Below are 25,110 nucleotides of genomic sequence, written 5' to 3' on the forward strand. Positions count from 1 at the left end.
CTCCTTTCTGGGGAAGTTCGAAGTGGGGACTTTTATCCCTTCGATATAAACAGAGGAGATATCTCGCTTCGCTCGATATGACAACAATTTTGAGGGGGCACCAAATATCCCCCGAATAATAATTTTTCCTTGGGAGTAAGTTAGAAAGAGGTTTGCGATCTTTCATCGAAATACTTTATTGCTTCAATCATAAGTTTCTTGAATTTAGGAAGATCTAAGTCAAGTGCAACAAAAGCGTTAGGTTCTTTCTTTAAGACGTTGTAGTAATCTACAACTGTTTGTCCTGATGTGAATTCTCCCTTTGTTTCAATATCAACATGAAGGTGTTTTACTTTAAGAATTGTCGGATCAATTAGATATGAAACTGCTAATGCATCGTGGATTGGAGCACCATCAAAACCAAAAAATTCTTTATTTGTTGTTGCAAAAAATCTTAGGAGTGGAGCAATTACACTCGAAACAGGTCCTTTAAAACTCTCAATATAATCAATGTCTTCAAAAGTTAAGAGGGCACGGTTTGTTACATCAAGACCAACCATTACAGTTGGAATACCACTTTCAAATACAATCTTTGCAGCCTCAGGGTCAACATAAATATTAAATTCAGCACCTGGCGTAAAGTTTGAATCATGAAATGCGCCACCCATAAGAACTATCTTTTCAATTTTGTCTTTGATTTTCGGCTCCTTCAAAAGCGCAACAGCAATGTTTGTCAAAGGTCCTGTTGGGACAAGATAAATCTTTTCGTTTGAGTTCATTATAGTCTCAATAATGAAGTCAATTGCGTGTTTGTGTGTCTCGTTTCCCTTTGGTTCAGGAAGGTTTGCTCCATCAAGCCCAGAAACCCCATGGATTTGAGGTGCTGTAACAAGCTCTCTTAAAATTGGTTTGTCAAATCCTCTCGAAACTTTGACATCAGTTCTTCCAATAAGATTTAACACCCTTAAAGCATTAGTGTATGTCTTTTCGCCTGTTTGATTTCCTGCAACAGTTGTGATTCCCAAAACTTCAAGCTCCTTATTTGAAAGCGCAAGGATTATTGCAAGCATGTCGTCGTGTCCTGGATCACAGTCCAGTATAATCTTTTTCATTCCTCACCTACCTCCTTTTCTTTTACAGATCTTGCCGAATAAATTGTTAGTACCAAAACTGTCACGATGTATGGTATTACCTGAATTATCTCAGATGGGATATTTATTGGTGCAAGGAAGTTTGCAAGGGCATAAACAATTCCAAAGAGAAGCGATCCTAAAAAGGTTCCTAAAGGCATATTTCCGCCAATAGAAGATGCTGCGATTGCAATAAAACCACGCCCTGCAGTCATATCACGCCCAAACCAAGAGACATACCCCATCGAAAGATAAAGTCCGCCCAGTGCACCAAAAACTCCTGAAAGAATTAATGCGTAAAGTTTAATTCTTACAACATTTATGCCAACCGAACTTGCTGCATCTGGGTTAAGTCCGACGGCTCTTATTTTAAGCCCCAATGGTGTATGAAACACAATTACATAGTAGATAATGACAGAAAGAAATGCAATATAGACAAGTATATTTTGATTGTCTAAGATTCCCCCTAAAATGGGGATCTTGGAGAGTAAGCCTAATTTTATTGTTGGAAATACAAGGCTTTTAAGAGAGCTTGAAACTCCTTTATCATGCGCAAAGATGTAAAGTAGAAATACAGTTATTCCTGATGCAAACAAATTCAAGGCAATTGCTGCAAGAATGATATCTGCCTTCAATTTAAGGCTGAAATAACCAAGTATCAATGCAATAAGAACGCCTGCCGAGATTCCTGCAATAAGCGAAAGCCAAAGATTTTGAGTAAATGCTGATACAATAACCCCTGTAAATGCAGATACAAGCATTATTCCTTCAAGAGCAATGTTTGTTGAACCAGATAGTGATGAAATTGCAACACCCAAGGCAGGAAATATAATTGGAGTTGCAACTCTTAAAACTGAAAAAAGGAAAGATGTTGAGAATATACTTTTAAGAAGAGGATTCATTTTTAAAAGCCTCCTTTTCTGCTTCTCTAACTGTAATTCTATACTTGACATTTTCCAAAAATGCCTCTGCTGTTATAAGAAGGATTATAATTGCTTCAATGACGCTTATTAGTTCATATGGGACATCCGAAAGAAGATTTAATACCTGTCCTCCAATTCTTAAATATGCAAGGAAAAATGCCGCAAACATTATAAGGATTGGGTTATTGTGTCCGATAATTGCAACTACAACTCCATCCCATCCATATCCAGGAAGCGATTGCCATAAGAATCTTCTGTGTATTCCCATTACTTCTGCCATTCCTCCGATACCTGCAAAAATTCCTCCAATAAGAGACGATAGAACTATTACTTTAAAAACATTTATTCCACTATACTTTGCAAAATGAAAGTTAAAGCCAACCATTCTAATCTCATAGCCAAGTGTTGTATGATACAGGAAATAGTATGCAATAAAAACCGATGCAATAGCAATTAAAAAACCTATATGTATCCTTGTATTAGGAATAAATTGCTTTAAAAATAGAGTTTCTGGAAGTCTATAGGATGTAAGATATCCTGCAGCTTTATCTCTAAAGTGATAGTTAATAAGGTATATGGAAATGAAATAGGCAATGTAATTGAGCATTAATGTTAATACAACCATATTTGCTCTGTATTTTGCTTTTAGGTATCCTGGAATAAATCCCCAAAAGGCCCCCATAAGACCTGCAAATGTAAGCACAACTAAGATGTAAATAAATCCAGGTAAGTTGAGTCCTTGTATAATTAAAGCAAAGGCCGTCCCAAATGCAGCACTTATGAAAAATGTCCCCTCGGCCCCAACGTTAAATTGTTGTGCCTGGAAAGGAATAGCAATTGCAATACCGCAAAAAATAATTGGTGTTGCAAGTTCAACGATATTACCAATTCTACTTATAGATCCAAATGGTCCAAGGAAAAGGTATCCTAAGGCAGCAATTGAGTCTTTTGAAACAAGAAAAATTAAGGAAACGCTTATTATAAAGCCAATGAGGATTGCAATAATAGTTCTAATCAAGTTAAAATATTTTAGAATAAACTTTTCCATCATTCACCTCTTTTTAAGCCAAGCATGTATGGACCTAAATCAACTCCAGTAAGTCCTTCTACCTTGTCAAAGGACTTCACAATTTCTCCATTGTAAATAACAAGTATCCTCGTTGAAAGTTTTAATATTTCATCGAGATCAGCAGATACAAGCAAAACAGCGCAACCTGAATCCCTTGCGTCTTTTATAAAATTATGAACCAACTCTTCACTTCCAACATCAATTCCTCTAACTGGTTGCGATGCTATTATTACTTTTGGATTACTTGAGAGCTCTCGTGCAACAACCACCTTTTGTATGTTACCACCCGAAAGTGCGTTTACTGGAGCTTCAATTGATGGAGCAAGAATATTGAATCTTTTTACAAGCTCATTTGATGCACCATCAATATATTCATAATTCAGGATTCCCATTTTAGAAAAATTGTTTTTGTAGTATCTATCTGAGATTAGATTTTCCTTTACTTTTGCCTTATCTGCAACTCCATTTTTCATTCTGTCCTCTGGAATATGCGAAACGCCCATTTCACGGATTTCTCTTACAGACTTATTTACAATATTTTGACCGAGTACATAAACTGCACCGCTTGATGCTTCTCTTAAGCCTGTTAGAATTTCAACAAGTTCAGTTTGACCATTGCCTTCAACACCTGCAATTCCAACAATTTCACCTTCTCTTACTTCAAAATTGATATTCTTTAAAACTTGAATTTTCTCTCTGTTAAAGTAACTTAGATTTTCAACTTTCAAAGCGACATTACCAATATGCCTACTTTCTTCTATTCTCTCAAATGAAACTTCTCTTCCTACCATTAGTCTTGCAATATCGTGTTCGGATAGATTTGATGCATCATCAGTTGCAATTACTTTACCATCACGCATTATGGTTACTTTATCTGCAATTTCTTTTACTTCTTTGAGTTTATGCGAGATAAATATAATCGTTTTGCCTTGCTCTTTGAGTTCTTTTAATGACTTGAATAACACTTCTGTTTCTTGTGGTGTAAGGACCGCTGTAGGCTCATCTAAAATGAGAATATCTGCATTCCTTAGAAGTGCTTTAAGAATTTCTACTCTCTGTTTTAATCCTATTGGTAATTCTTTTATCTTCTTTTCTAATGGTACTTCGATTTTATATTTTTCTATGTATTTTTTTGCAAGGTTATTCATCTCTTTCTTATCAAGGAATATCTTGAATTTTCTTGGTTCAATTCCTAATGTAAGGTTTTCTACAACTGTTAGATCCTCCGCAAGCATAAGGTGTTGATGTACCATTCCTATGCCACTTTTAATTGCTTCCATCGGTGTTTTAAATGTTACTTTTTTTCCTTTAACGTATATTTCACCCTCTTGTGGCATTTCGACACCAAAGATGATTTTCATAAGAGTTGATTTGCCTGCTCCATTTTCACCAACGATTGCATGGATTGTTTTTTCTTCAATATCAAGATTGACCTTTTTATTTGCAACAACTCCATTGGGATAAACCTTTACTATATCTCTTAATGAAATAGCAATTGCCATATAAACCTCCAAACGAAAAAAGGGAAGGCGGTCATGCCTTCCCGAAAACTACTTTTATTTTTAACTTCCGAATGCAGTATCTACTTTGATTTCTCCTTTGATAATTTTTTGTGCAAGTTCATTAACCTTATCTCTAAACTCTTGTGGTACTAATTTTTGGTAGTTTTCGTTATCTGCTATGCCAACGCCATCTTCTGCAAGTCCTAATGCTTCTGCCTTTCCAAATTCAAGTTTACCCTCAAGGTAAAGCTTCAGTGCTCTGTAGATTGATTTATCAACATTTTTCATCATTGATGTCACAATGTGTGATGCTGCTTCTGGATCTTTGTCCTTAAGCATGATATACTGATCAGAGTCAACACCAATAGCATATTTATTCTTCTCTTTTGCTGCATCTATAAGACCTAAGCCCGTTTCTCCTGCAACGTTAAAAGAAATATCTGCACCTTGATCGTATTGAGCAAGGACTAATTCTTTTCCCTTCGCAGGATCGTTAAATGAAGCAGCATATGAAACAAGCACTTTTACTTCTGGATCTATATAGTGCGCACCTTGAATATATCCAACTTTAAAATCATTAATAACAGGAATATCCATTCCGCCAAGGAATCCAATAACTTTATCCTTGTTTGCAAGTGGCATATTAGATGTAGTGATCATTGCAGCAAGTGCTCCTACAAGGAAAGATGCTTCATTCTGTTTGTAAAGGATTGAATAAACATTTCCAAGATTTCCTTTTGTATAATCAACTGATGTATCGAAGATTATGAACTTCTTCTCAGGATGTTTTGGTGCAACTGCTGTAACTGCATCGACCATTTGCCAGGTACCAATGATGATAATATCTGAATCTCCTTGTGCAAGTTGTTCAAGATCTGGTTGCCACTTTGCTGGATCATAACCGCCTTCAATAACCTTTCCATCCACTCCAAGGTCTTTAATTGCCATTTCAAGACCTCTGTTTGCAGAATCAAAGAAAGCTCCTTAGAATATATTTTTGAAAAAATTTAAGAACTTGCCTTTATCCACTTCCATTACAATCTCAGTTCCGTGTCCTTCACCAATAATAGATGCGCCTCTCATAAGAGATCCGTGATTTAATTCCATATGCATTGATGTGTTGATTTTGGATTTTATAATAGTTGGATCAAGGAAAGTTGCAAGTGCCATAGGATCAGGAAGAAATACACCTCTTACACCACGTACCTTTTCCACAAAGTCCATTACAGTTTTTTCCATTTGAAGTATCAATTTACCAACACTGCCTTTGAAAGTTTCCTTGAGCTCCTCTTCAAATATTGGAGTTGCTACAACTGGATCCCATGGAACTAAGAGTATTGGTATTCCAAGCCTTAAAACAAACTCTGCTGCCTCTGGGTCATAAAAGAAATTAAACTCGGCAAACCGTGTAACATTTCCAAAATTTACTGCACCACCCATTGAAACAATTTTTGAAACATAATTTTTGAGGTCTGGGTAAAGATTAAAAGCCATAGCAATGTTTGTAAGAGGTCCGAGTGTCAAAAGCACAATTCCAGGGTTTTCTCTTGCAAGTTTATAAATTGCATAGGGTGCGGGTAGTTCTTCTTCACTTTTAGGTGATTTCTCAAGTTCTACATCTCCAATTCCATTTTCTCCGTGAATCTTTGCAGGCGTTGTTTTTTCAGAAATCAGAGGTTTATGTGCGCCTTTGAAAACCTTAATATCGTTTCTTCCCATAAAATTAAGGATTCGTAAAACATTATCCGTTACTTGATCCACATACACATTTCCTGAAACAGTCGTAATTCCAACAATATCTATTCCATATTTTATAGCACTGATAATCGTTATTGCATCGTCAATGCCACAATCAGTATCAATAATCATCTTATAAGTCATTAATGCACCTCCAAGAATCTAATAATTTCTTCATACGTAGGTGATGATACAGCAGCTCCCTTTCTTGTAACAGATATTGCAGCTGCAGCATTTGCAAACCTCAAGGCGTCTTTTAATGGCATTCCTTTTGAGAGAGCGGAAGCAAAGCTTCCATTGAATGTGTCTCCTGCACCGGTTGTATCGATCGCCTCTACCTTAAAAGCTTCAACAACAAAGTCTTCATTTTGATTTATAAATCTAACACCTTTTTCTCCCATCTTGAAAACAATATTCTTTGCTCCAAGTTTTAAAAGTTCGTAAGTATCATTTGAATTTGTGAGCTTTCTTAATTCTGTTTCGTTTGGAGTGATAAAGTCCGTGAAAGGTATTACCTTTGTTAGTTCGCTTTTTACAGGTGCTGGATCAAAAATTACAATTGCATTTGATGCTTTTGCAATTCTTGAAGCCTCAACAAGCACATCGACATGAATTTCTCCCTGAAGAAGTAAGAAGTCACCATCTTTGATGTTATTTTTGAGATACTCCAATTCTTCTTTATTAACTTTTCCGTTTGCACCTTCTATAATTGTGATTCTATTTTCTCCTTTATCATCCACATTAATTACTGCTATACCTGTTTCTGTATGCGCATCAATCACGATATGACTCTTTACATCGAATTTTCTAAGAGAATCAATTGCTATTGTTGAAAATATATCATTTCCAACGCGTCCTATGAAGGTAACATCACCGCCTGCCTTTTTTGCAGCAACTGCTTGATTGGCTCCTTTTCCACCTTGATTTATTAAAAATTCTTTTCCAACGATTGTTTCACCTGCATCAGGGAAACGCTCTGCATAGACAACAAGATCAACGTTAATACTTCCGAGTACAAAAATACTTGCCATTTTCATAAAAGCATTTTAACAAATTTTAAAATGATTTGCAATAGGTCAGTAAATAATGGACTTTTTAAATATTTTCGACACCCTTTGCATATTAATGTGTGAAGGGAAAAATCCCTTCAAAAATTTTTATGGGAGGTAAATATGACTGTTGTAGAGAAGAATGGAGTTTTAGAAATTGTGTTTGATGTAAATGGTAAAACAAGACGTGAAAGTATTACAGGTATTAAACCTACTGCAACTGATACTGATTTATTTGAAGTTGCACAGGGTATTATAAATCTCCTATCGGATACTGTAAGTGATGTTAGGAGAAGAATTGTTAAGACTTATGCTGCATAAGGAGGTAAAGCATGGCTAATACAACTGCAAAGGTTTTAAGACTTGTTTTTAAAACCGAAAATGGAAAGACATACGCAATGGAATTTGCAAATCCAAAGGACACTATTACTTCTGAGGAATTGCAAACATTAGGCAATTTGATTCTTACAAAGAATATTATAACAACGAAGAATGGCGATTTAGTGCAGTTTGTTGATGGCGGAATTGTTGAGAGAACATTTGTTGATTTAGTGCCGTAAGTTTAGTCTGAAAGGGGGCTTTTTAAAGCCCCCGTAAAAATAATTCAAAGGAGGAAATATGGATGAAATTATAACATTGATACAAAATGTTGGGTTTCCAATTGCAATCGCTGTTTATCTTCTTGTAGTTTTTGGAGCAAAAATTGACAGACTTTCTGATGCAGTTGAGAAACTTGCAAACCTTATGGAAAGTAAGGTGTAGTTTATGAGAAATATAAAGTATATTATTTTGCATCACTCTGGAACTGATGTTTACGGTGATGGAAGTGCTCTTGCTGATGCAATAATGCTAAACCAACGAAGAAAGTGGATAAAGGATTTTCCGAACTATGTTTGCGACTACCACTATATGGTTGGACCCACGGGAAAAGTCTTTAAAGGTCAGCCAGAAGAAGTTCCTGGATGGCATGCAACAAATTATGTAGTTAACCTTGAAAGCATTGGAATCTGTTTTCTTGGTAATTTTGAAAAAGAGAGAATGCAGGTTTTACAGTTTGATGCAGGCGTAAAACTCCTAAAGGATATTGTTAAGCGATATGACATAAAAAATGAAAATGTCTTGCGGCATAAGGATGTCATTTCTGATGAAACGGGAAGGCGTAATTCGACCCTTTGTCCTGGAAGATTTTTTCCATATGAAGAGATGCTTAGCAGTGTCTTTTCTGAAATAAAGGGAAACGAGATTGATTATCCTTATAAAAACGTGATTCAAAAGCTAAATGAATTAGGGATTGTTTTGGGCGATGGAAATTCTTTTCGTCCAAAGGATCCAATGACTCGTGAAGAAGGATTTCTTATTGCATATAGGATTCTAAAACTTTTAAAGGCATTTTGAAATTAGAGAGGTGGTATCCTATATATGAGTTGTACCACCTCTTTTTCTCTTCTTTGTAAATTCAAAAATAAACACAATTAGTCCTGCTATAATAATAAGATCACCAACACTATAAACACCAGAGAGGAAGGTAGGCTTACCAATTGCAATAATATCTGTAAGAGGTTTTAGTTTAGTTTGATTGCTTCCAAGAATGCCATTGTAGAAGTGGCCATATTGTTTTAAAAGTTCAATTTTTTCAAATTCTCCTGCAATTGTTAATTTGTCTATGTATTGAGGCATATATCCGCCGTTTGCAATAATCGCAGAGAAATTAAGTAAAAAACCAATGAGTATTATTTTCATTCCGTGGTAGTTTAAGTTTAAGAGGACAAATATAAATAATAAAATGAGCGATATTATATAAAAATAGGGCGAAAGGTATTCATACTTTGAAAATGCAAAATCGTAACTAAAAATGCCAAGTTGAATTAGAAACCCAACTACTGCAAAATAAAATCCTTTTATTGGATTTTCAACAACTCCTTCGAAACCTCTATTTACTATTATCCCAAGAACTGCTGCCAAAAGCACAAATATTGTCATTGGGCGTTTAAGAGTGGATACATCAATTTTATAAGTTCTTCCTTCTTTTCAGAAATTACCTTTATAGCTACATCCACGAGATTTGGATCAAATTGGATGCCTGCACATTCCTTCAGTTCTTTTAGTCCTTCTTTAAAACTCCTAACTTTGTCTCTATAAAACCTTTGAGTAGTCATTGCATCAAATGAGTCCGCAATTGCTATAATTCTTGAACCAAGAGGAATTTCCTCTCCTTTTAGGTGGTCAGGATAACCAGTTCCGTCCCATCTTTCATGGTGATGTCTAATAAGTAAAGCCCCCTTCCTAAATAGAGACAGTCTTCCTACTATTTTTTCTCCTTCAATAGAGTGAAGTCGTATTACCTCCATTTCTTCTTCGCTTGGGTTTTGTTTTTTCAAAATAAAATCTGGCACAGCAATTTTTCCTATGTCGTGAAGCATTGCCGCAAGAACTATTTCATTTGTTTGTGATAATGGAAGCTTAAGCTCATTACAAATTGCTTCTGTTATTATCGCAACACGTTTTGAATGGTCAATTGTATCGGGAATTTTTTTATCTACAACCTCAGCGATTGCAAAGAGTGCGTTTTTCGTCTCCTGAATTACTACATATCTTCTTTGTAGTGCATAGTAAACTGCAATAAGTGAAGGAAGAAGGAATGCGTTCATTAAAGGATTATATTTGAAGAAATACATAAGCACTATTCCCAGCGGGTAAAGAGTAAAAATTTCAACTGAAATGAATTTTATATTTTCGATGTAGAAAGATAAAAGTGGACGGTTAACAATGAAAGATAATAACAAATATAGAGCAAAAGATTCTAAAAAGAAGTGTATCAATGCCCCATTAATGATTACCCCAATATTATAAGCCGAGGTAAAAGGTAAGAAATTATTGTAAAACTTCCAGAAATACAAGCTTGTTATTCCTGTTGCAAAACCAATATTTGCGGTATTGAAAACAATTTTATACCACTGTTTTTTTGAAACAATATCTGATAATGCCTCGCTTATTGTAATTAAAGATATAGCAAGCAAAGGATTAAAAAGATATGCTATAGTGAAAGTAAGTGCAGTAGATACTGATAACTCGGAAACTTCTGAGCCAATGGGTATAATAACATGAAATTTTTCTGATACAAGTATTGATATAGATAGGATTATTGCTACTATAATATCTTCTTTGTTTAATATAAATCTAAATCTCAATAGTGAATATGAAAATAGAAATAAAAACAACAAAAAAGTAAGTGAAATTAATAACCCAGCCTTTTTTGTTATATTCTGCACAATTTATTATATCAGAAGCAATTATTTTTGTCAAATTACTCTGAGGATTATTTGATCCCTTTCCTCCTTTCTAATGCCATTTTAGATCTGCTAATACTGTTAATGCTATAACCATTACGCTAAGAATGAATGCTAAAACTCTTGCTCCCCACTTCATGATCCCTTTCCTCCTTTCTAATAAATTTAATTACTTTTACAAAAAAAATTTTATGACCTTCAAGATTTTTGTCAAGTGTTTTAACATTAAAAAGTGGATTTAAAAAATTTAACGGAAAACATATTGACTAATATTGAAGTTTGTGTTATAATTTGTTAAAATGTATAAAATTTTATAATAATAGGAGGTGAGATTATGGTAATTAAAAAAGAACATGCATTAGTTCTTGAAAAAATGATGTCAGATGTGGATGCAGGGCTCCTTGCAACCGATTTATCTCAACTTGATAATGACACTGTAAGAGAACTCGATCTTATGGGTTTAGTGCGTTTTGAAACGCCTGCAAAATTAATTTTAACATATACAGGCCGAGCACTAGCAAACGTCTTAAGAGAACTCTATTCCCTTGGACCAAAACCGAATCTTGAGGAGGAATCATACGAATCTCAAAATGTTGTTGTGGTTGAGAAAAGAGGTCTTGCAAAACCTGAGGAATGGGATCCAGATTTTAGATTCATAGGAAGTGAAATTATCGCTTTTCTTGATGCCGCAAACAGGGCAGAACGTGTTGGTCCGCTTGGAATAGAACCTCTTATGGAAAGAGGGCTTGCATTGAAGGTTAGAAATCAGGAAACAAAAAAGGAATACTACACCTTGAGTGAACAAGGCAAGGCCATTCTTGATATATATTCTGTTTCACCAAAGCTAATCATAGACTCAGAGCTTGCCGACGTAATAAGAGGTTTACCAGTTGGACCAGCCCGCTCATCAGAAATAAAATTATCAGTTAAAAATTCACATCTTCTTGAATCAATGAGACTCATCGCATATTCAGTTCCAAATGGGGAGATATTTTCATTTACTGCTTTAGGTCAGGCGGTCAAAAAAACTCTTATGCTTGGTGGTTTTGGCGAAGGTACAGTTCTATCTGAAGACATACTTAAGGCAATTGCTGATTGGTATGATGAGAGAAAAATAACTGACGTCGCCCTCGTTACGCTCCAATCACTTGGTTATGTTGATGGTGATGGAAATCTTCTTCTTGCAGGTGAATGGGCCTTGGAAGTTTATAGATTGCTTAAAGATGGGCCAAGAAAAGAAATTTGGTCTTTTGATATTGAAGAAGGCGAAATGATGGCACTTCGTGCAATTAAGGCGCTCTGGGAAAAGGCAAAGACAAATAAAAATGAGCGTCCTACACTTGAAAATTTAAAGAAAGAGATGATAGATAGGCGTATTAAACAGTATAAGGAACTTATAGATCGTTATGGAAGAAAATTAAATGAAATGCCTGAGAAGTATCAGCAAATTGCCAAGGCTTTTGAAGACGCAAAAGACCTTACTGCGTGGTATGAGGGGTATTTTGATTTAAGAGCAGATTTGCACTCAATGGAAGGTTTTGAGCTTATTAGAAGTACTATCGATGACGAAGGCAAGGAAGTTTTTGAGATAACCGAATGGGGAGAAAAAGTACTTGATCGTAATGTTCAAAGTGTAAGCTCTGACTCAGTTAAGGCAATTACTATTACAAGAAAAACGTTTAGCTCTCCTAATTTAGAGTGGGTAAAGAAAGCAGAAGAGGAGGGTCTTGTAGGTTCAAAAGAGCCAACAAAAAATGGTTATTTCTTTGCAAACCTGGCAGAACATATTGAGAGGCTTCCTTTGATCACAAAATTTGAAAGAACAGTTTTCTCTCTTATCCCAGAAAAGGGCGCTAATATTAATGAAGTTATCGATAAACTAAAAGATCAATTTGAAGAAGACCGAATAAGGTTTGCCTTAGAAAAGCTTGAAGCTCGACATTTAATTGAGATTCTTCCAGATGGAAACATTATTGAAACAGAAGCAGGTAAATTAATGGATAAGGCTCTTTCAGGTGTTCCAACAGGACTTGGTTTTCCTGTAAACCCATTATTGGTAAGAGTCTTAAGAGCTTTAAGAGAGGTTGGTACACTCTATGTTAAAGAACGTAAAGTTAGAATTCTTCCGAAGAACATAAAAGAGGCACTAAAAATTTCAGGTCTTTCGAAGGATGCCTTCCAAGATGCCCTTGAACTTGCAAGAGCCGCAGGGTATATTGGCGAGACAAGCATAAACGAACAAGGTTTGCTATTACTTGAAGCTGTTGAAAAGATGAGTTCCAAAAAAGATCTTGTAAGTTATCACGAAATTTTGGATTAGTTTTTGCTATAAGCTTTCTACCCGTAGCGCTTTGCTACGGGCTTTTTATTTTTAAAATTGTAGGATATAATGAAAAGGTTTTAAAAATGAGGATATATAATGGGACTCATTAACAAACTACTTGAAACACAAATTTGGGGAAATACAATACTGCGTTACTTAATAAGTTTTTTGATTTTCATTTCCCTAATTCTTCTTATATTTCTTACAGAAAAAATTCTTAAAAGCATAATTGATAAGATAAAGGATAAAAGAGATAATTTTGGCATAAGACTAACCCAATTTCTATTCAGAAGGTTGGGGCCAATTCTATATGTATTTGCTTTTCTTGTAAGTCTTGAGCAGTTAAACCTTCAAGATTTTAGGACAATTTTACATTCACTTGAGAGAGGACTTATTGCGGTTGCCATAATATATGTACTTGTTGCTATTATAGACTTTGTTTATTCTGAGATTTTAACAACATCCATTCTTGAAGAAACACAGAAAAAAGCGCTCAGAGCATTAATGATTTCAATAAAAATTGTAGTAGTTTTGCTTGGTATAGTGTTTATAGTCAAAAACTTTATACCAGCATTTGATATCACATCAATTCTTACTACGTTTGGTGTTGGTGGAGTTATTATTGGCCTTGGCCTACAGAGAATTCTTCAGGATGTTTTAAACTATTTTGCGATTATATTTGATAAACCTTTTGTCGAAGGTGAATACATTGTCACAGGTGATGTACAGGGAACAGTTTCAAAGATTGGGCTAAGAAGTACACGACTTATAAGTCTTTCGGGCGAGGAGATAAATATACCTAATTCTATAATAACTTCACAAATTGTGAGAAATTGGTCAAGATTGGTCACACGAAGAGTTCAAATTAATATTGGAGTTGCTTTTGAGACAGAAAAAGAGAAACTTGAAAAAATGAGTGATATCTTGAAGAGTGCGGTTGAAAGTGTTGATGAAACTGTTTTTGCCTTTGCAAGGTTCTCAGGAATAGGACAGTATAGTTTGAATTTTACACTCGCCTATTACATAAACGAAAAGGATTACAATAAGTTTATGGAGCTTCAGGAAAAAGTTAATATTGCAATAGTTGAAATTCTGAAAAAAGAGGGGGTTTCAATTGTTTATCCAATACAAGTCGTGCGAGTGGAAGAGACGCACAAAAAGGATGGTTAGATGGATGAGGTCGTGATTTATTTTTCTTAGCCAGGAAAAAATAAAATATTGGGAGGCAACCAAAAAATGAGAGGTTGTGAGATTGTAGAGATTAAAGACAATTTGAAAAGAAATTTCTTTAGGGATTCTTTCTATTTAATTATTGGGAAAATCGTTCCCATTGAGCCTTTACATTTAGATTTAGAGAAATTTGAAAGAGTTTTTATTCTGGCGCAAATCTGGGCAGGAAATATTCCGTTTCCGATGAGAAGTTTTCTTTTTAAGAATAAAGATGCACTTATTAATAAAGAGGTTGTGTTTGTTTCCTCATCTGGATTTGGTGAAAGAAACAAGTCTTTTGTTATAAAATTGAATAAAATTCCTGGAAATCTTGTTAAAAAAAGCTTTATTTATAATAGAAAACAATGTAAGTTCAGGAAGATACAAAGACTCTCTTGAAAATTTTTTAAATAGTTTATAATTTAATAACCTTATAAAGGAGGAAAAAATGGAGAAAATTGAGTTAAAGAATGCGAAACTTATGGGTGGGATTGGTGCAATTTTACCTCTTGTTGCTTCAGTTTTCATTCGAAGAGGTTTTGGCCTTTCGTTTATTTTTAGTGTTGCATCAATTATTCTTATTTTAATGGCGCTAAATGAGATTTCTAAAAAGGTTCAAAAGCCAGATATTTTCTCAAATTACCTAACTGGTTTTATATTGCAACTCATAAATTACTTTGTTATGTTGATTTTTGCTGTTGTTGGCGGATTTGCGCTTATTTTTAGTTTTGCTAATGGTTTTATGGGTGGAATGCGAGGTTTTGGTTTTGGAATGATTTTAGTTTTGCTTGTAATTTATGTATTATTTGTAGTATCGTATTACTATATAAAGAAGAGTTTTGATGCAATTTCTGATAGCCTCTCTAATCAACATTTTAAAACGGCAGGTATGCTTCTTTACTATGGTTCTATACTTTTGATTGTCTTTGGATTAGGTGCTATTTTAATGTTTGTTGGTGAAATTTTTGAAATTATAGGTTTCTTTTCGCTTCCAGATGAAATAGAGATTGGTGCTCCTTCAGAACCTCAAGGATAGTTAAGTTTGCTTTTCACAAATCTTAGTGCCTTTACGTTTAGCATTGCAGAGGTAATGAGGAGTATGCTAATAAGATATTACCCTTGGTTTAAAAGGACCAAGGGTAATATAATTGAGTTTAGCATGAATCAATCACATGGAAGTTTTTAGAAGATACTTTAAAAGCACTTTTTGATAAGATTGTTTACTTCTACCGAACTTCTCAAAAAAAATTTTATTAAAGGTGTTTGTTCTATTGACAAAAGGCAATTTTTTGATAAAATATTTTTAGATTATTTATTAACAGAAATTAAAAAATTAAGGAAATTAAAGATATGCCTTTTGATAGCGTTTTTTGTATAAAAAAGGAGTTAAAAAATTTTAATTGTAAATTAAAATTAATTAGTATTGACAAGTTTTCTCTTTTTTTATTTTTATATTAAAATACTTATGAAAGGAGGCGCACTATGAAAGTAATGCGCAAAGTGTTGGTAGTGGTGGCGTTAGTAGCTCTCTTGTCGCCAATGATTCTTTCGACTGGCTGTGCAAAGAAGACAAGCAAAGTTGACATCGGCATTGTTTTGCCGACAAAGGATGAACCAAGGTGGATTCAAGATGAAACAAGATTCCAAGATGCCTTAAAGAACACCAATTACAAGGTTGAAATTCTCTTTAGCCAAGGAGATCCTGCAAAGGAGAAGACAAACGTTGAAACTCTAATAAGCAAAGGTATTAAAGTTCTTATTCTTTGCCCACAGGATGCTACCGCAGCGGCCGCAGCAGCAGATGAAGCAGCGAAAGCCGGCGTGAAAGTAATTTCTTACGATAGATTGATTTTAGGAACGCCAAATGTTGATTATTATGTTACATTCGACAGTATCGAAGTTGGTCAAAAGCAAGGTCAATATCTTGTTGATCATGCAACTGGTAAAAATAACCCACTCTACTTATATGCAGGTGCTTTATCAGATAATAACTCTTTCTTGTTCTTCCTTGGTGCTTGGCAAGTATTGCAACCGAAGATTGCAGATGGTACCTTTGTGATTGCAAATTCAGACAAGGCTAAGGCACTTCAGAATAAGAAAGACCTTACAAGGGACGAAGAGGCAAGTATAATTGGTCAAATTACTACAAACTGGGATTTTAACACCGCAAAGAACCTTGCCGAAGCAAATTTGGCAGTTGCACCGGCCAATCTAAAGGGTAATGTGTTCATATTAGCACCAAACGATGGAACAGCAAGGGCAATTGCAGATACATTTGCAGCGGATCCTGCAATTAAGAGCTATGTGATTACAGGTCAAGATGCAGAAAAACCATCAATTCAATACATTATTGATGGTAAGCAGTCAATGACTGTATTTAAAGATGTAAGAGTATTAGTTAAAGACGCAATCAATGTTGCCATAACTTATTTACAAGGTGGAACTCCTGAATCAACAAAGACTTACAACAATGGTGCAAAGGATGTTCCTTCAAAGCCTACTCCAGTTCAAGTAGTTGATAAGAATAATGTTAAGCAAGTTCTTATTGACTCTGGCTACTATCAAGAAAGTGATTTTACTTGGCATTAATGTAGGTTAAAAATGGATACCCCGCTCATTGAAGTAGTAAACTTAAACAAGTCTTTTTCTGGAGTTCAGGTTCTCTTTAATGTTAATTTCAAGGTTAGAAGAAATGAAATTCATTGCCTTGTAGGAGAGAACGGTGCCGGGAAAAGCACTTTGATGAAAATTCTGAGCGGGGTATACCCATATCACGAATATACAGGCGAAATAAAGATAGAAGGAAAACCTGTAAAATTTCACAACATTTACGATAGCGAAAAAGAAGGGATTGCAATAATATATCAAGAGCTATCTTTGGTTCCTGAGCTTACGGTTTATGAAAATATTTTTTTGGGGCACGAAATTACAAATGGTATTTCTATAGATGTTTCAAGAGAAATAATTGAATCTAAGAAGTTGCTTGAAATGGTTAAAGGGGAAAGCATCTCCCCTATGGCAAAGGTTAAAGAGCTGAGCATAAGTCTTCAACAGATTGTAGAGATTGCAAAGGCATTAAGCAAAAATCCAAAAGTTCTTATATTGGATGAACCGACATCCTCTCTAAGCGAGACCGAAAGTGAAAATCTTTTAAATCTCCTTTTAGAATTAAAAAGAAAAGGAATGACAATAATTCTAATAAGCCACAGGTTAAAAGAGGTGCTTAAAGTTGCTGATTCTATTACAGTTTTAAGAGATGGCCATACTGTGAAGTACATTGAAAGAGAAAGCAAAGAATTCAACGAGAATTCTATTATAAAATATATGGTTGGAAGGGAAATAAAAGAAATATATCCTCCAAGGATTAGAGAAGAATATAATGATGTGTATCTTGAAGTTAAAAATTTTAATGTTATACGTCCAGATACAGGTAAGAAGATTTTGAGTAATATTAATCTTTTTGTTAAGAAGGGCGAGGTAGTTGGAATTTTTGGACTTATTGGCGCAGGAAGGACAGAATTAGCACTCAGTATCTTTGGAAATCCTTATGGATTTATTGTAAATGGAGAGATTTATTTGAAGGGTAAAAAGGTTAAAATATCATCAACCGAAGAAGCAATAAGGCATGGCATATTTTACCTGACAGAAGATAGAAAAGAAAAAGGCCTCATACTTATTGAAAGCATAAGAAAGAACATCACTCTACCAAGACTTGATAAAATTTCAGCTAATGGAATAATTGATGAACAAAAGGAAATAGTTGTTGCAAGTGAGTTTTTAAATAAACTACGAATTAAAGCAAGGCATGTGAATGTTAGAGTTTCAACTCTGAGTGGAGGAACGCAACAAAAAGTACTTGTTTCTAAATCTCTTTTCTCTGAGCCTGATATTTTTATAATGGATGAGCCAACAAGAGGTATAGATGTCGGAGCAAAATTTGATATCTATAATCTTATAAGGGAACTTTCAAGAGAGGGTAAAGCCATTATGTTAATCTCTTCTGAATTGCCAGAGATACTTGGTTTAAGCGACAGAATTTATGTTATGGGTAAAGGGCGAATTACAAAGGAATTTACATCGGTAGAAAATTTGACTCAGGAAGAAATAATGAAATACGCAATTGACTGATAAAGAGGTGGAATGTGAGAATTTTCTTAGAACACTTAAAGACCTTTTTGAAAGAAAATGTAAGAGATTATGCAATGTTTATTGCTCTTCTTGCCATAATGGCGGTTTTCTCATTAATATCCCAAGGGAATTTCCTTGCCCCTGTAAATATTTCCAATCTGGTTAACCAAACAGGCTATTTAGGTGTGCTTTCAATAGGTGTAACGCTTGTTATTGTTATAAGAGAAATAGACCTTTCTATTGGATTTCTATCGGGCTTTCTTGGAGCAATTGCTGCAGTACTAATGAAATTTCACGGCTTTTCGGCTTTGGCTGCGATTTTGATTGCCCTTTCTCTTGGTACATTAGCTGGGCTTTTGAATGGGTCATTGGTGGCATTTTTAGGTGTGCCGTCTTTTGTTGCAACTCTTGCAGGATGGCTTGCGTATCGTGGCGCACTTTTGATGGTTACAAGTGGCACAGGCACTATAATAATAAATAACAATACATTCAATGCTATAGGAAATAGTTTTATTCCTGATATTCCTGGACTTTCTAATTTCTTACCTCAGTATCATAAATTAACTCTTATTCTTGGTATTTCTGGTGTTGTCTTTATAGTTTTATCGTCCATCGCAGGAAGAAGGCGAAATATACAAAGAGGTTTTGATGTAATGCCTTTGGATATATTTATTCTGCAACTCATATTTATTTCAGGGCTACTTTTGTATTTTACATTCAAGCTTGCAGCTTTTAGAGGCATTTCGTGGACTCTTGTTATTGTGCTTATTGTTACGGTTATTTATAGTTTTGTTACAAGTAAAACTTCTTTGGGAAGACATATCTATGCCGTTGGTGGAAATCCAGAGGCAGCAGAACTAAGTGGTATAGAGGTTAAGAAGATTAAATTAATTGTATTTGCATCAATGGGTTTCCTTTCAGGTCTTTCTGGCATTCTATTTGCCTCCCGATTGCAATCTGCGACTACAACTGCAGGAACATTGTTTGAACTTTATGCTATTGCTGGCGCATATATCGGTGGCGTTTCTGCTGCAGGAGGCGTTGGCAATGTTGTGAACTCACTTGTGGGTGCTTTTGTAATGACAACACTTACAAATGGTATGAATTTGTTAGGCGTAGATATTTCTCTGCAATACATCATTCTTGGCATTGTCCTTGCGCTTGCAGTTATTTTTGATGTTGCAACAAGAAGAAGAGGAAAGTAGTTTAGATAAATTTTTCAAAATAGACTTTTTCTCCGTCAAAGCTAAGAAGGATCTTTTTTACTTCTACACCTTTTGATATGGCGTAGAAGTAGTTTTTTGAGAAATCTTTGTCTATACTTTCATTTGGCTTAAATTCAGTTGCATTTCTCATTATAAGAATAAAAATTAAAGGGTTGAAACCGTAATTTAAAGATTCAACAAGTTCAATAAGGTGTCGAGCGCCTCTTTTTGTTGGTGCATCAGGAAATAGTGCAACGCCATCTTTTACAAGGACACATCCTTTAACTTCTATGAGATATTTTTTGTCATTCTTAAGAAGAAAATCAAATCGGCTGTTCAAGAATTTAATTTCTCTTTTTATTGTTAAGTTTTTTGATTCCCCGAATTTGACAATGCCTTTTCGTATAAGAGATTCTGCAATATCGTTGTGATATCTTGAATTAACAAGGACAATCTCTTCCTCAAATTTAACTGCAATTACTTCAAATTCGGTTTTTCTCTTTAGGGAACTAAACTTTTTAAGTAATACTTTGTTTCCTCTCTCTAAAAGGCCTTCAAGTCTTCCTGGATCGTGGATATGTGCAAGCACACTTTTTCCGTTAACTTCGACAACTCCTAAAAACTTATTGAGCCTTTCAATAAAAGTGCCTTCAAAATCCGTTATGATTTCAAAAAGTTGTTTTTTCACTTTTTCCCTCTAAAGGATATTGAAAGAGATCCAATTTTTATGATTTCGGAATATTATCTTCTTCGATTGGCGCATTCTTAAATTGCCTTATGCTTCTTCTTCCTTTAATTGTTTCGAGTAAATCGCCCATTATTAAATTATGCTTATGAAAACAGTTCCTCAGAAAAATATCTTTCACCTCTATCTGGTGCAACTGTAACTACTCTTTTAAGACCGTATTTTTCTTTTACAATTTTTGCGGCAAGTACATTTGCGCCTGTCGATGGTCCACCAAGAATGCTTTCTTTGAGTGCAAGCTCTTTTGCAAACATTCTTGCATCGTTACTTTTGATGGTTAGAATTTCATCGATAATAGTTAGGTCAAGAATTTCAGGTTTAAATCCTGCACCTATACCTTCAATTGAATGTGCGTCTCTCAATCCCTTAGAAAGATACGGTGATTCTTCAGGTTCAACACCAATAACCTTTACTTTCTTTATAAATTTTTTAAGCATTTTTCCAACACCTGTTATTGTTCCACCTGTGCCAATCCCAGCAACAAATGCATCAACGTCAAAATCCATATCTTTTAAGATTTCATAGGCTGTTCCCAATTCATGCGCCTTTGGATTTGAAGGATTTCCAAATTGATTGAGCATGAGTTTTGCAACACCTCTCTCAATAATTCTCTTTGCTTCTTCTATAGCACCACTCATTCCTAAAGATCTCTCTGTAAGAACAACTGTTGCTCCAAAACTTTTTATAAGGGTTAATCGTTCTTTGCTTAAATTATCGGGCATTGTCAAAATGATTTTAATTCCAAAAAATTTTCCGATAGCACTTAACGCAATACCTGTATTTCCAGAAGTCGGTTCAACAATTGTATCTCCTTCTTTTAATAATCCTTCAACAAGTGCATCTTTTATCATAAAATATGCAGGTCTATCTTTCACACTTCCGAATGGGTTTAAATATTCAAGTTTTACAAATATGTTTGGATTTTCTTTTAATTCTACAATAGGAGTGTTTCCTATTACTTCAAGCAACTTTTTCATTTGCTCCTCCTTTTACAATTTTTGCCTTGACGCCAACAACAGTTGAATAAGGCGGGATATCTTCCAATACAACACTATTTGCACCAATTTTTACAAAATCACCGATTGTAATATTCCCAAGAATTGATGCATGGTTTCCTATAAGGCAATTTCTTCCTATTGTTGGGTGTCTTTTGCCGCTTTCAACTCTTCTTGCACCGAGTGTAACGCCATGGTAGATAATCGTATTCTTCCCAACATATGTAGTTTCTCCGTTAACAACGCCAAAGCCATGATCAATCATAACAGGTGTTTCAAGAACAGCCCCCGGATGAATATCCATGTTGTATTTGAGTTTTGTTCTAATATAAAGGAGCTTTGCTAAGACTTTGTGTCCGCTCTTGTATAAAGCATGATAAATGCGATAGTTTAAAAGTCCTCTGAAAGAAGGTGTAAATATGATTTCAAGTGGTGATTCAACTGAGGGATCATTTTCTCTGTAAAACCTCAAATCCTCTAAAATTTGTAGGAGGAGATTTTTTACATCCATAAACTCCTCCTAATCTTCCGTTTTCCATTTTTTAACCTCCCTTGCATTTAAATTTTGGAAAAATTATAACATAATTAGTAATAATTTCAAAACATCATATTTTAATTTGTCTTACTTTTTTATCAATGTTGCAAAACTGAAAGAATTATTGTATATTCAATTGAGGTTATTATGCTAATAGTTTCAGATATACACTATTCAATTCAGGGAAAAACACTTTTAAAAGATGTGTCCTTTACTGTTGATAAAGATCGAAAATTTATTATTGGGGAAAATGGTTCAGGAAAGACTACACTTCTTGACATAATTGTTGGTCTTAAATCGCCTGATAAAGGCAGCGTAAAAAGACCAAATTCCATAGGCTATGTTCCTCAAGAGATAAAATCAATTGAAAAAACGGGAATGGAAATTATAGAAGAAGGCATATCGGAGTTAAAAGAGATTGAAAAAATGATTCAAGACCTCGAAAAGGTGGGAGATTTTGGCGAAGAATATTCATTTCTTATGGAAGAGTATGAGCGACTTAACGGATATTCATATCGAAGCGAGATTTTATCGATGCTTCACGATTTTGACCTTGACGAAGAGACTGTTTCAAAGCCTCTTTCAATGATGAGTGGCGGGGAAAGAACGAAGTGCCTTATAATTAAATCAATTATTTCTAAACCTGAACTTCTTATACTTGATGAACCAACAAATAACCTTGATATAGAAACAATAGAAATGCTCGAAAGATACCTTTTGCAGTTTAAAGGCGGACTGCTTATTGTTTCGCATGATAAAACCTTCATAAATAAGATTGCAACCCACATACTTTATCTTGATAATGGTTCAGTAAAGGAATATGCGGGGAATTATGACAAGTTTATTAAAATAAAGGCGATCGAAGATGAAACCCTTAGAAGTGAGCGAGAGCAAATACTTATTTACCTTGAAAAGCAGAGGAGATTTATTGAGAAATTTCGTTATGGTACGCGTTCAAAACAGGCGCTTTCCAGAGAAAAGATGATTGAGAAAATCATTGTGCCTGAAGAAAAAATGCGAAAAGAAATAAAAATTAATATCGATAGTGCTGATATTGGCTCTTTCAAAGTCCTTGAATTGAAAAATATTTCGAAATCCTACAATGGAAAGACAATTTTGAAAAATCTTAACTTCACAATCACTCGTGGCGAACGACTCGCAATCATTGGGAAAAACGGAGTTGGCAAATCTACACTTTTAAAGATCATTGCAGGATTTGAAAAACCTGATTCAGGCTCTGTTTATATTGGGCCAAGCGTCGAAATGCGATACTTTCCGCAAGATGAGTTTGTTTTGAATAGTGAGGATACGCTTTTAAATTTGATGCTTAAAGAAGGACTCGAGGTGAGTGAAGCAAGGAATTACCTTGCAGAGTTTAATTTTATTGGTGAGGAAGTCTTTAAGAAGGTTTCTGAACTTAGCGGCGGTGAGAAAAGAAGACTTCTTATCGCAAAATTGAATCTTGTAAATTCAAATTTTCTTGTCCTTGACGAACCAACGAATCACCTTGATATTGAAACAACGGAGGCATTAGTTGAGGCGCTTAAAAATTATAGAGGGACAATTCTTTTAGTGAGTCATGATAGGTATCTTATAAAGGCTATTACTCATAAGGTGTTTACGCTTGCTAATGGAAACCTTCAAGATGACTTAATAGCACATACAAAGAAGGAAAATAATAAGAAAGATAACTTAAAACAAAAAGAAATAAACAAATTAAAAGCAAGAATTCAGTATCTTGAAAAATTACTGAAAGAATCTAAAAACAAGAAAAGAGAAGAAGAGCTTAAAATTTTGAGAAAAAAGCTTGAGAGATTAAATAATTAACCTATAAACTTTCTGATTTGTGCAGCCCTTAAAGTCAGTTCGTCGATATTGTAGTTTTTTAAATCAAGTATGGTTGAGGCGATTGCCTTTGATATTTCTTTGTGCTCTTCATTAGTTTCAAATGATATACCAAACTCTTCAATCTTTCTAATTATTTTCTTAGGAAAGAAAGGAGAGTCAATATTTGCAAAAGTTAGAGCGTCTTTGATGTCGTTTTCGAAATTTTGATACAGGGATTTAATTTTAAAATAATCGTCTTTTTCGATTGCTTCTAACTCTAAAATTTCAGGCGGTACACCAACCGAATAAAGGCTTCCTGTAAAGGTGATAGCACGAGGAAGTTTCACCTTTGCGTTTTCTCTTGCATATCCAAAAAGCCCTATATGAAGTTTCCTTTTTCTTCTTGCTGGAATATGTTTTGCAACCTTGTTTATAACTGGGGCAAGGTTTTCTATGTGTTCTAAGTATGTTTTTGAGGCACGATTGAAAAAGTCAAATACATATTCTTCATCAATTTCCTTTGGATTTGTTGGAATTATTCCTTTTAATTGTTTTATACCTTCAACAACTTCATTTACAGGATAGTCATATTTAAAAGCAGATTGAATCGTATAAGTATGGACACTTCTATATTCATCAGCGATTTTTATTACATTGTTTGGCTTGAGATTGCCTCTAAAAGGCGAAGATCCTACACCTACGATTGGATAAATTGGAATTCCAGTTTTATTTGATAGTTTCCATAGTCTATATAAGGCAAGTTTCACTAACATTACGGCATTAATAAGTCCGTAATTCATTGCAGGGTCAGAGCGTGCAAGAAAAACTCTTAAATAGTCAATTTCTTTACCTTTTACATATTCTTCTACAATCTTATCCGAATTTACAATATGTTCAAAGTCCTCAAAGAGAGGAATTACATTTATTTTCTTAGGTTTAAATTCTCCAATCCAATCCTTTATTCTTATATCGTTATCGAAAATTGGCTTGTCTTCTTTTTTAACTACAAAATCAGTGTAGTACCTATAAACTCTTTCAATGCTTTTTGCAGATGTTGTCATTGGGAGAATAACTTCAAAAATAGGAGGAATATCATCCGAGAAAACCGTGTAAGATGTATCAAAAGAACGAGGAATACTCTCTAATGTCTCAAGGATTATTTTTGCTTCCACATTCTCGAACTCTGGATTTGGTATTCTCAACGTGAGAAAAACATCTCTTCCAAGTCTATTCTCTTTGAAAAAGTATTTGTATTTTGAAAGTAGTTTTTTAACAACATAATCATCTCCTTCTTTTCCTTCATAGTCCCACATCTGTTCGCAAGCACCTAAGTGTGAGAATACATAAAACGCTTCCATTACTTCATCTTCGCCATCAAGCTCTGGATTTTTGGCAAAGAATGGTATTGAAACATTGTCTGGATGCTGTGTACTCATGCATCTTGGTATCTTCCTCATATTAGTATGA

24 protein-coding genes and 1 pseudogene are annotated in these 25,110 nt (G+C 34.6%); 12 read left to right on the forward strand and 13 right to left on the reverse strand.

The genetic code is table 11. The features are described from left to right. Positions 1-140: 140 nt before the first annotated feature. The 7 genes and pseudogenes from ACP5SP_RS03325 to rbsK all read right to left on the reverse strand — a co-directional run bounded on the left by ACP5SP_RS03325 (position 141) and on the right by rbsK (position 7,377). On the reverse strand, positions 141-1,091 hold the full coding sequence (locus ACP5SP_RS03325; RefSeq protein ID WP_416085383.1) for a nucleoside hydrolase: 951 nt from the start codon (positions 1,089-1,091) through the stop codon (positions 141-143). Next, positions 1,088-2,011: an ABC transporter permease gene (locus tag ACP5SP_RS03330; protein ID WP_424586974.1), complete on the reverse strand. Its 924-nt coding sequence runs from the start codon at positions 2,009-2,011 to the stop codon at positions 1,088-1,090. The genes ACP5SP_RS03325 and ACP5SP_RS03330 overlap by 4 nt, the downstream gene beginning before the upstream one ends. Continuing rightward, positions 1,995-3,080 (reverse strand): ABC transporter permease, encoded by a 1,086-nt coding sequence (locus ACP5SP_RS03335; RefSeq protein ID WP_416085385.1) that lies wholly within the window; start codon positions 3,078-3,080, stop codon positions 1,995-1,997. Before ACP5SP_RS03335 ends, ACP5SP_RS03330 begins: the two co-directional genes overlap by 17 nt. After that, positions 3,080-4,603 (reverse strand): ABC transporter ATP-binding protein, encoded by a 1,524-nt coding sequence (locus ACP5SP_RS03340; RefSeq protein WP_416085386.1) that lies wholly within the window; start codon positions 4,601-4,603, stop codon positions 3,080-3,082. The genes ACP5SP_RS03335 and ACP5SP_RS03340 overlap by 1 nt, the downstream gene beginning before the upstream one ends. A gap of 60 nt (positions 4,604-4,663) precedes the next feature. Then, positions 4,664-5,566, reverse strand: a pseudogene (locus ACP5SP_RS03345) (BMP family lipoprotein); the annotation flags it as partial. Positions 5,567-5,587: 21 nt separating this feature from the next. After that, positions 5,588-6,484, reverse strand: coding sequence for a nucleoside hydrolase (locus tag ACP5SP_RS03350; protein WP_424586977.1), 897 nt, complete (start codon positions 6,482-6,484; stop codon positions 5,588-5,590). After that, positions 6,484-7,377: a ribokinase gene (gene rbsK / locus ACP5SP_RS03355; RefSeq protein WP_416085388.1), complete on the reverse strand. Its 894-nt coding sequence runs from the start codon at positions 7,375-7,377 to the stop codon at positions 6,484-6,486. Before rbsK ends, ACP5SP_RS03350 begins: the two co-directional genes overlap by 1 nt. A 135-nt stretch (positions 7,378-7,512) precedes the next feature. On the opposite strand from rbsK, the gene ACP5SP_RS03360 reads away from it, so the two are divergent. Genes ACP5SP_RS03360 through ACP5SP_RS03375 form a run of 4 tightly spaced genes read left to right on the forward strand, consistent with a single transcriptional unit; the run spans position 7,513 to position 8,784 of the window. Beyond that, positions 7,513-7,710 carry a DUF1659 domain-containing protein gene (locus tag ACP5SP_RS03360; protein ID WP_424586978.1) on the forward strand — a complete coding sequence of 66 codons (198 nt, stop codon included), beginning with the start codon at positions 7,513-7,515 and terminating at the stop codon, positions 7,708-7,710. A gap of 11 nt (positions 7,711-7,721) precedes the next feature. Continuing rightward, entirely contained in the window at positions 7,722-7,949 is a 228-nt protein-coding gene (locus ACP5SP_RS03365; RefSeq protein ID WP_416085390.1) for a DUF2922 domain-containing protein, read from the forward strand. A 58-nt stretch (positions 7,950-8,007) separates the two neighbouring features. Then, positions 8,008-8,151 carry a YvrJ family protein gene (locus ACP5SP_RS03370; protein WP_428076037.1) on the forward strand — a complete coding sequence of 48 codons (144 nt, stop codon included), beginning with the start codon at positions 8,008-8,010 and terminating at the stop codon, positions 8,149-8,151. 3 nt (positions 8,152-8,154) lie between these two features. After that, positions 8,155-8,784 (forward strand): N-acetylmuramoyl-L-alanine amidase, encoded by a 630-nt coding sequence (locus ACP5SP_RS03375; RefSeq protein ID WP_424586979.1) that lies wholly within the window; start codon positions 8,155-8,157, stop codon positions 8,782-8,784. Positions 8,785-8,802: 18 nt separating this feature from the next. On the opposite strand, the gene ACP5SP_RS03380 is transcribed toward ACP5SP_RS03375, so the two are convergent. Next, on the reverse strand, positions 8,803-9,369 hold the full coding sequence (locus ACP5SP_RS03380; RefSeq protein ID WP_416085393.1) for a DUF5317 domain-containing protein: 567 nt from the start codon (positions 9,367-9,369) through the stop codon (positions 8,803-8,805). After that, on the reverse strand, positions 9,366-10,658 hold the full coding sequence (locus ACP5SP_RS03385) for an HD-GYP domain-containing protein (RefSeq protein WP_424586980.1): 1,293 nt from the start codon (positions 10,656-10,658) through the stop codon (positions 9,366-9,368). The genes ACP5SP_RS03380 and ACP5SP_RS03385 overlap by 4 nt, the downstream gene beginning before the upstream one ends. 352 nt (positions 10,659-11,010) lie before the next feature. On the opposite strand from ACP5SP_RS03385, the gene ACP5SP_RS03390 reads away from it, so the two are divergent. From ACP5SP_RS03390 to ACP5SP_RS03420, 7 genes are all read left to right on the forward strand, one after another. Beyond that, positions 11,011-12,996, forward strand: coding sequence for a DUF505 domain-containing protein (locus ACP5SP_RS03390; RefSeq protein ID WP_424586770.1), 1,986 nt, complete (start codon positions 11,011-11,013; stop codon positions 12,994-12,996). Positions 12,997-13,095: 99 nt separating this feature from the next. After that, positions 13,096-14,169 (forward strand): mechanosensitive ion channel family protein, encoded by a 1,074-nt coding sequence (locus tag ACP5SP_RS03395; protein WP_428066956.1) that lies wholly within the window; start codon positions 13,096-13,098, stop codon positions 14,167-14,169. A 66-nt stretch (positions 14,170-14,235) separates the two neighbouring features. After that, positions 14,236-14,607, forward strand: coding sequence for a hypothetical protein (locus ACP5SP_RS03400; RefSeq protein ID WP_428076038.1), 372 nt, complete (start codon positions 14,236-14,238; stop codon positions 14,605-14,607). Positions 14,608-14,656: 49 nt separating this feature from the next. Then, on the forward strand, positions 14,657-15,244 hold the full coding sequence (locus tag ACP5SP_RS03405; protein WP_428066960.1) for a DUF996 domain-containing protein: 588 nt from the start codon (positions 14,657-14,659) through the stop codon (positions 15,242-15,244). Between the two features lie 503 nt (positions 15,245-15,747). Beyond that, positions 15,748-16,797: a sugar ABC transporter substrate-binding protein gene (locus ACP5SP_RS03410; protein WP_428076047.1), complete on the forward strand. Its 1,050-nt coding sequence runs from the start codon at positions 15,748-15,750 to the stop codon at positions 16,795-16,797. Positions 16,798-16,809: 12 nt separating this feature from the next. After that, a complete protein-coding gene (locus tag ACP5SP_RS03415; protein WP_428076039.1) occupies positions 16,810-18,336 on the forward strand; it encodes a sugar ABC transporter ATP-binding protein in 1,527 nt (508 codons plus the stop codon). Between the two features lie 14 nt (positions 18,337-18,350). Beyond that, positions 18,351-19,541 carry a sugar ABC transporter permease gene (locus tag ACP5SP_RS03420; protein ID WP_428066962.1) on the forward strand — a complete coding sequence of 397 codons (1,191 nt, stop codon included), beginning with the start codon at positions 18,351-18,353 and terminating at the stop codon, positions 19,539-19,541. 1 nt (position 19,542) lies between these two features. On the opposite strand, the gene sfsA is transcribed toward ACP5SP_RS03420, so the two are convergent. From sfsA to epsC, 3 genes are all read right to left on the reverse strand, one after another. Further along, complete coding sequence (gene sfsA, locus ACP5SP_RS03425) at positions 19,543-20,229, reverse strand: DNA/RNA nuclease SfsA (protein ID WP_424586764.1); 687 nt, start codon at positions 20,227-20,229, stop codon at positions 19,543-19,545. Between the two features lie 143 nt (positions 20,230-20,372). Further along, positions 20,373-21,263, reverse strand: coding sequence for a cysteine synthase A (cysK, locus tag ACP5SP_RS03430; protein WP_428076040.1), 891 nt, complete (start codon positions 21,261-21,263; stop codon positions 20,373-20,375). Then, complete coding sequence (gene epsC / locus ACP5SP_RS03435) at positions 21,247-21,792, reverse strand: serine O-acetyltransferase EpsC (protein ID WP_428076041.1); 546 nt, start codon at positions 21,790-21,792, stop codon at positions 21,247-21,249. Before epsC ends, cysK begins: the two co-directional genes overlap by 17 nt. A 171-nt stretch (positions 21,793-21,963) precedes the next feature. Here epsC and ACP5SP_RS03440 point away from each other — a divergent pair, with 171 nt between their 5' ends. Further along, positions 21,964-23,643, forward strand: a complete 1,680-nt coding sequence (locus ACP5SP_RS03440) for an ABC-F family ATP-binding cassette domain-containing protein (RefSeq protein WP_428076042.1) — start codon at positions 21,964-21,966, stop codon at positions 23,641-23,643. On the opposite strand, the gene ppcA is transcribed toward ACP5SP_RS03440, so the two are convergent. Continuing rightward, positions 23,640-25,100: a phosphoenolpyruvate carboxylase gene (gene ppcA, locus ACP5SP_RS03445; protein WP_428076043.1), complete on the reverse strand. Its 1,461-nt coding sequence runs from the start codon at positions 25,098-25,100 to the stop codon at positions 23,640-23,642. The genes ACP5SP_RS03440 and ppcA overlap by 4 nt on opposite strands. Positions 25,101-25,110 lie beyond the last annotated feature (10 nt).

Origin of the sequence: Caldisericum sp., assembly GCF_049967455.1 — a bacterium.
GTDB classification, from domain to species: Bacteria; Caldisericota; Caldisericia; order Caldisericales; family Caldisericaceae; genus Caldisericum; species Caldisericum exile_A.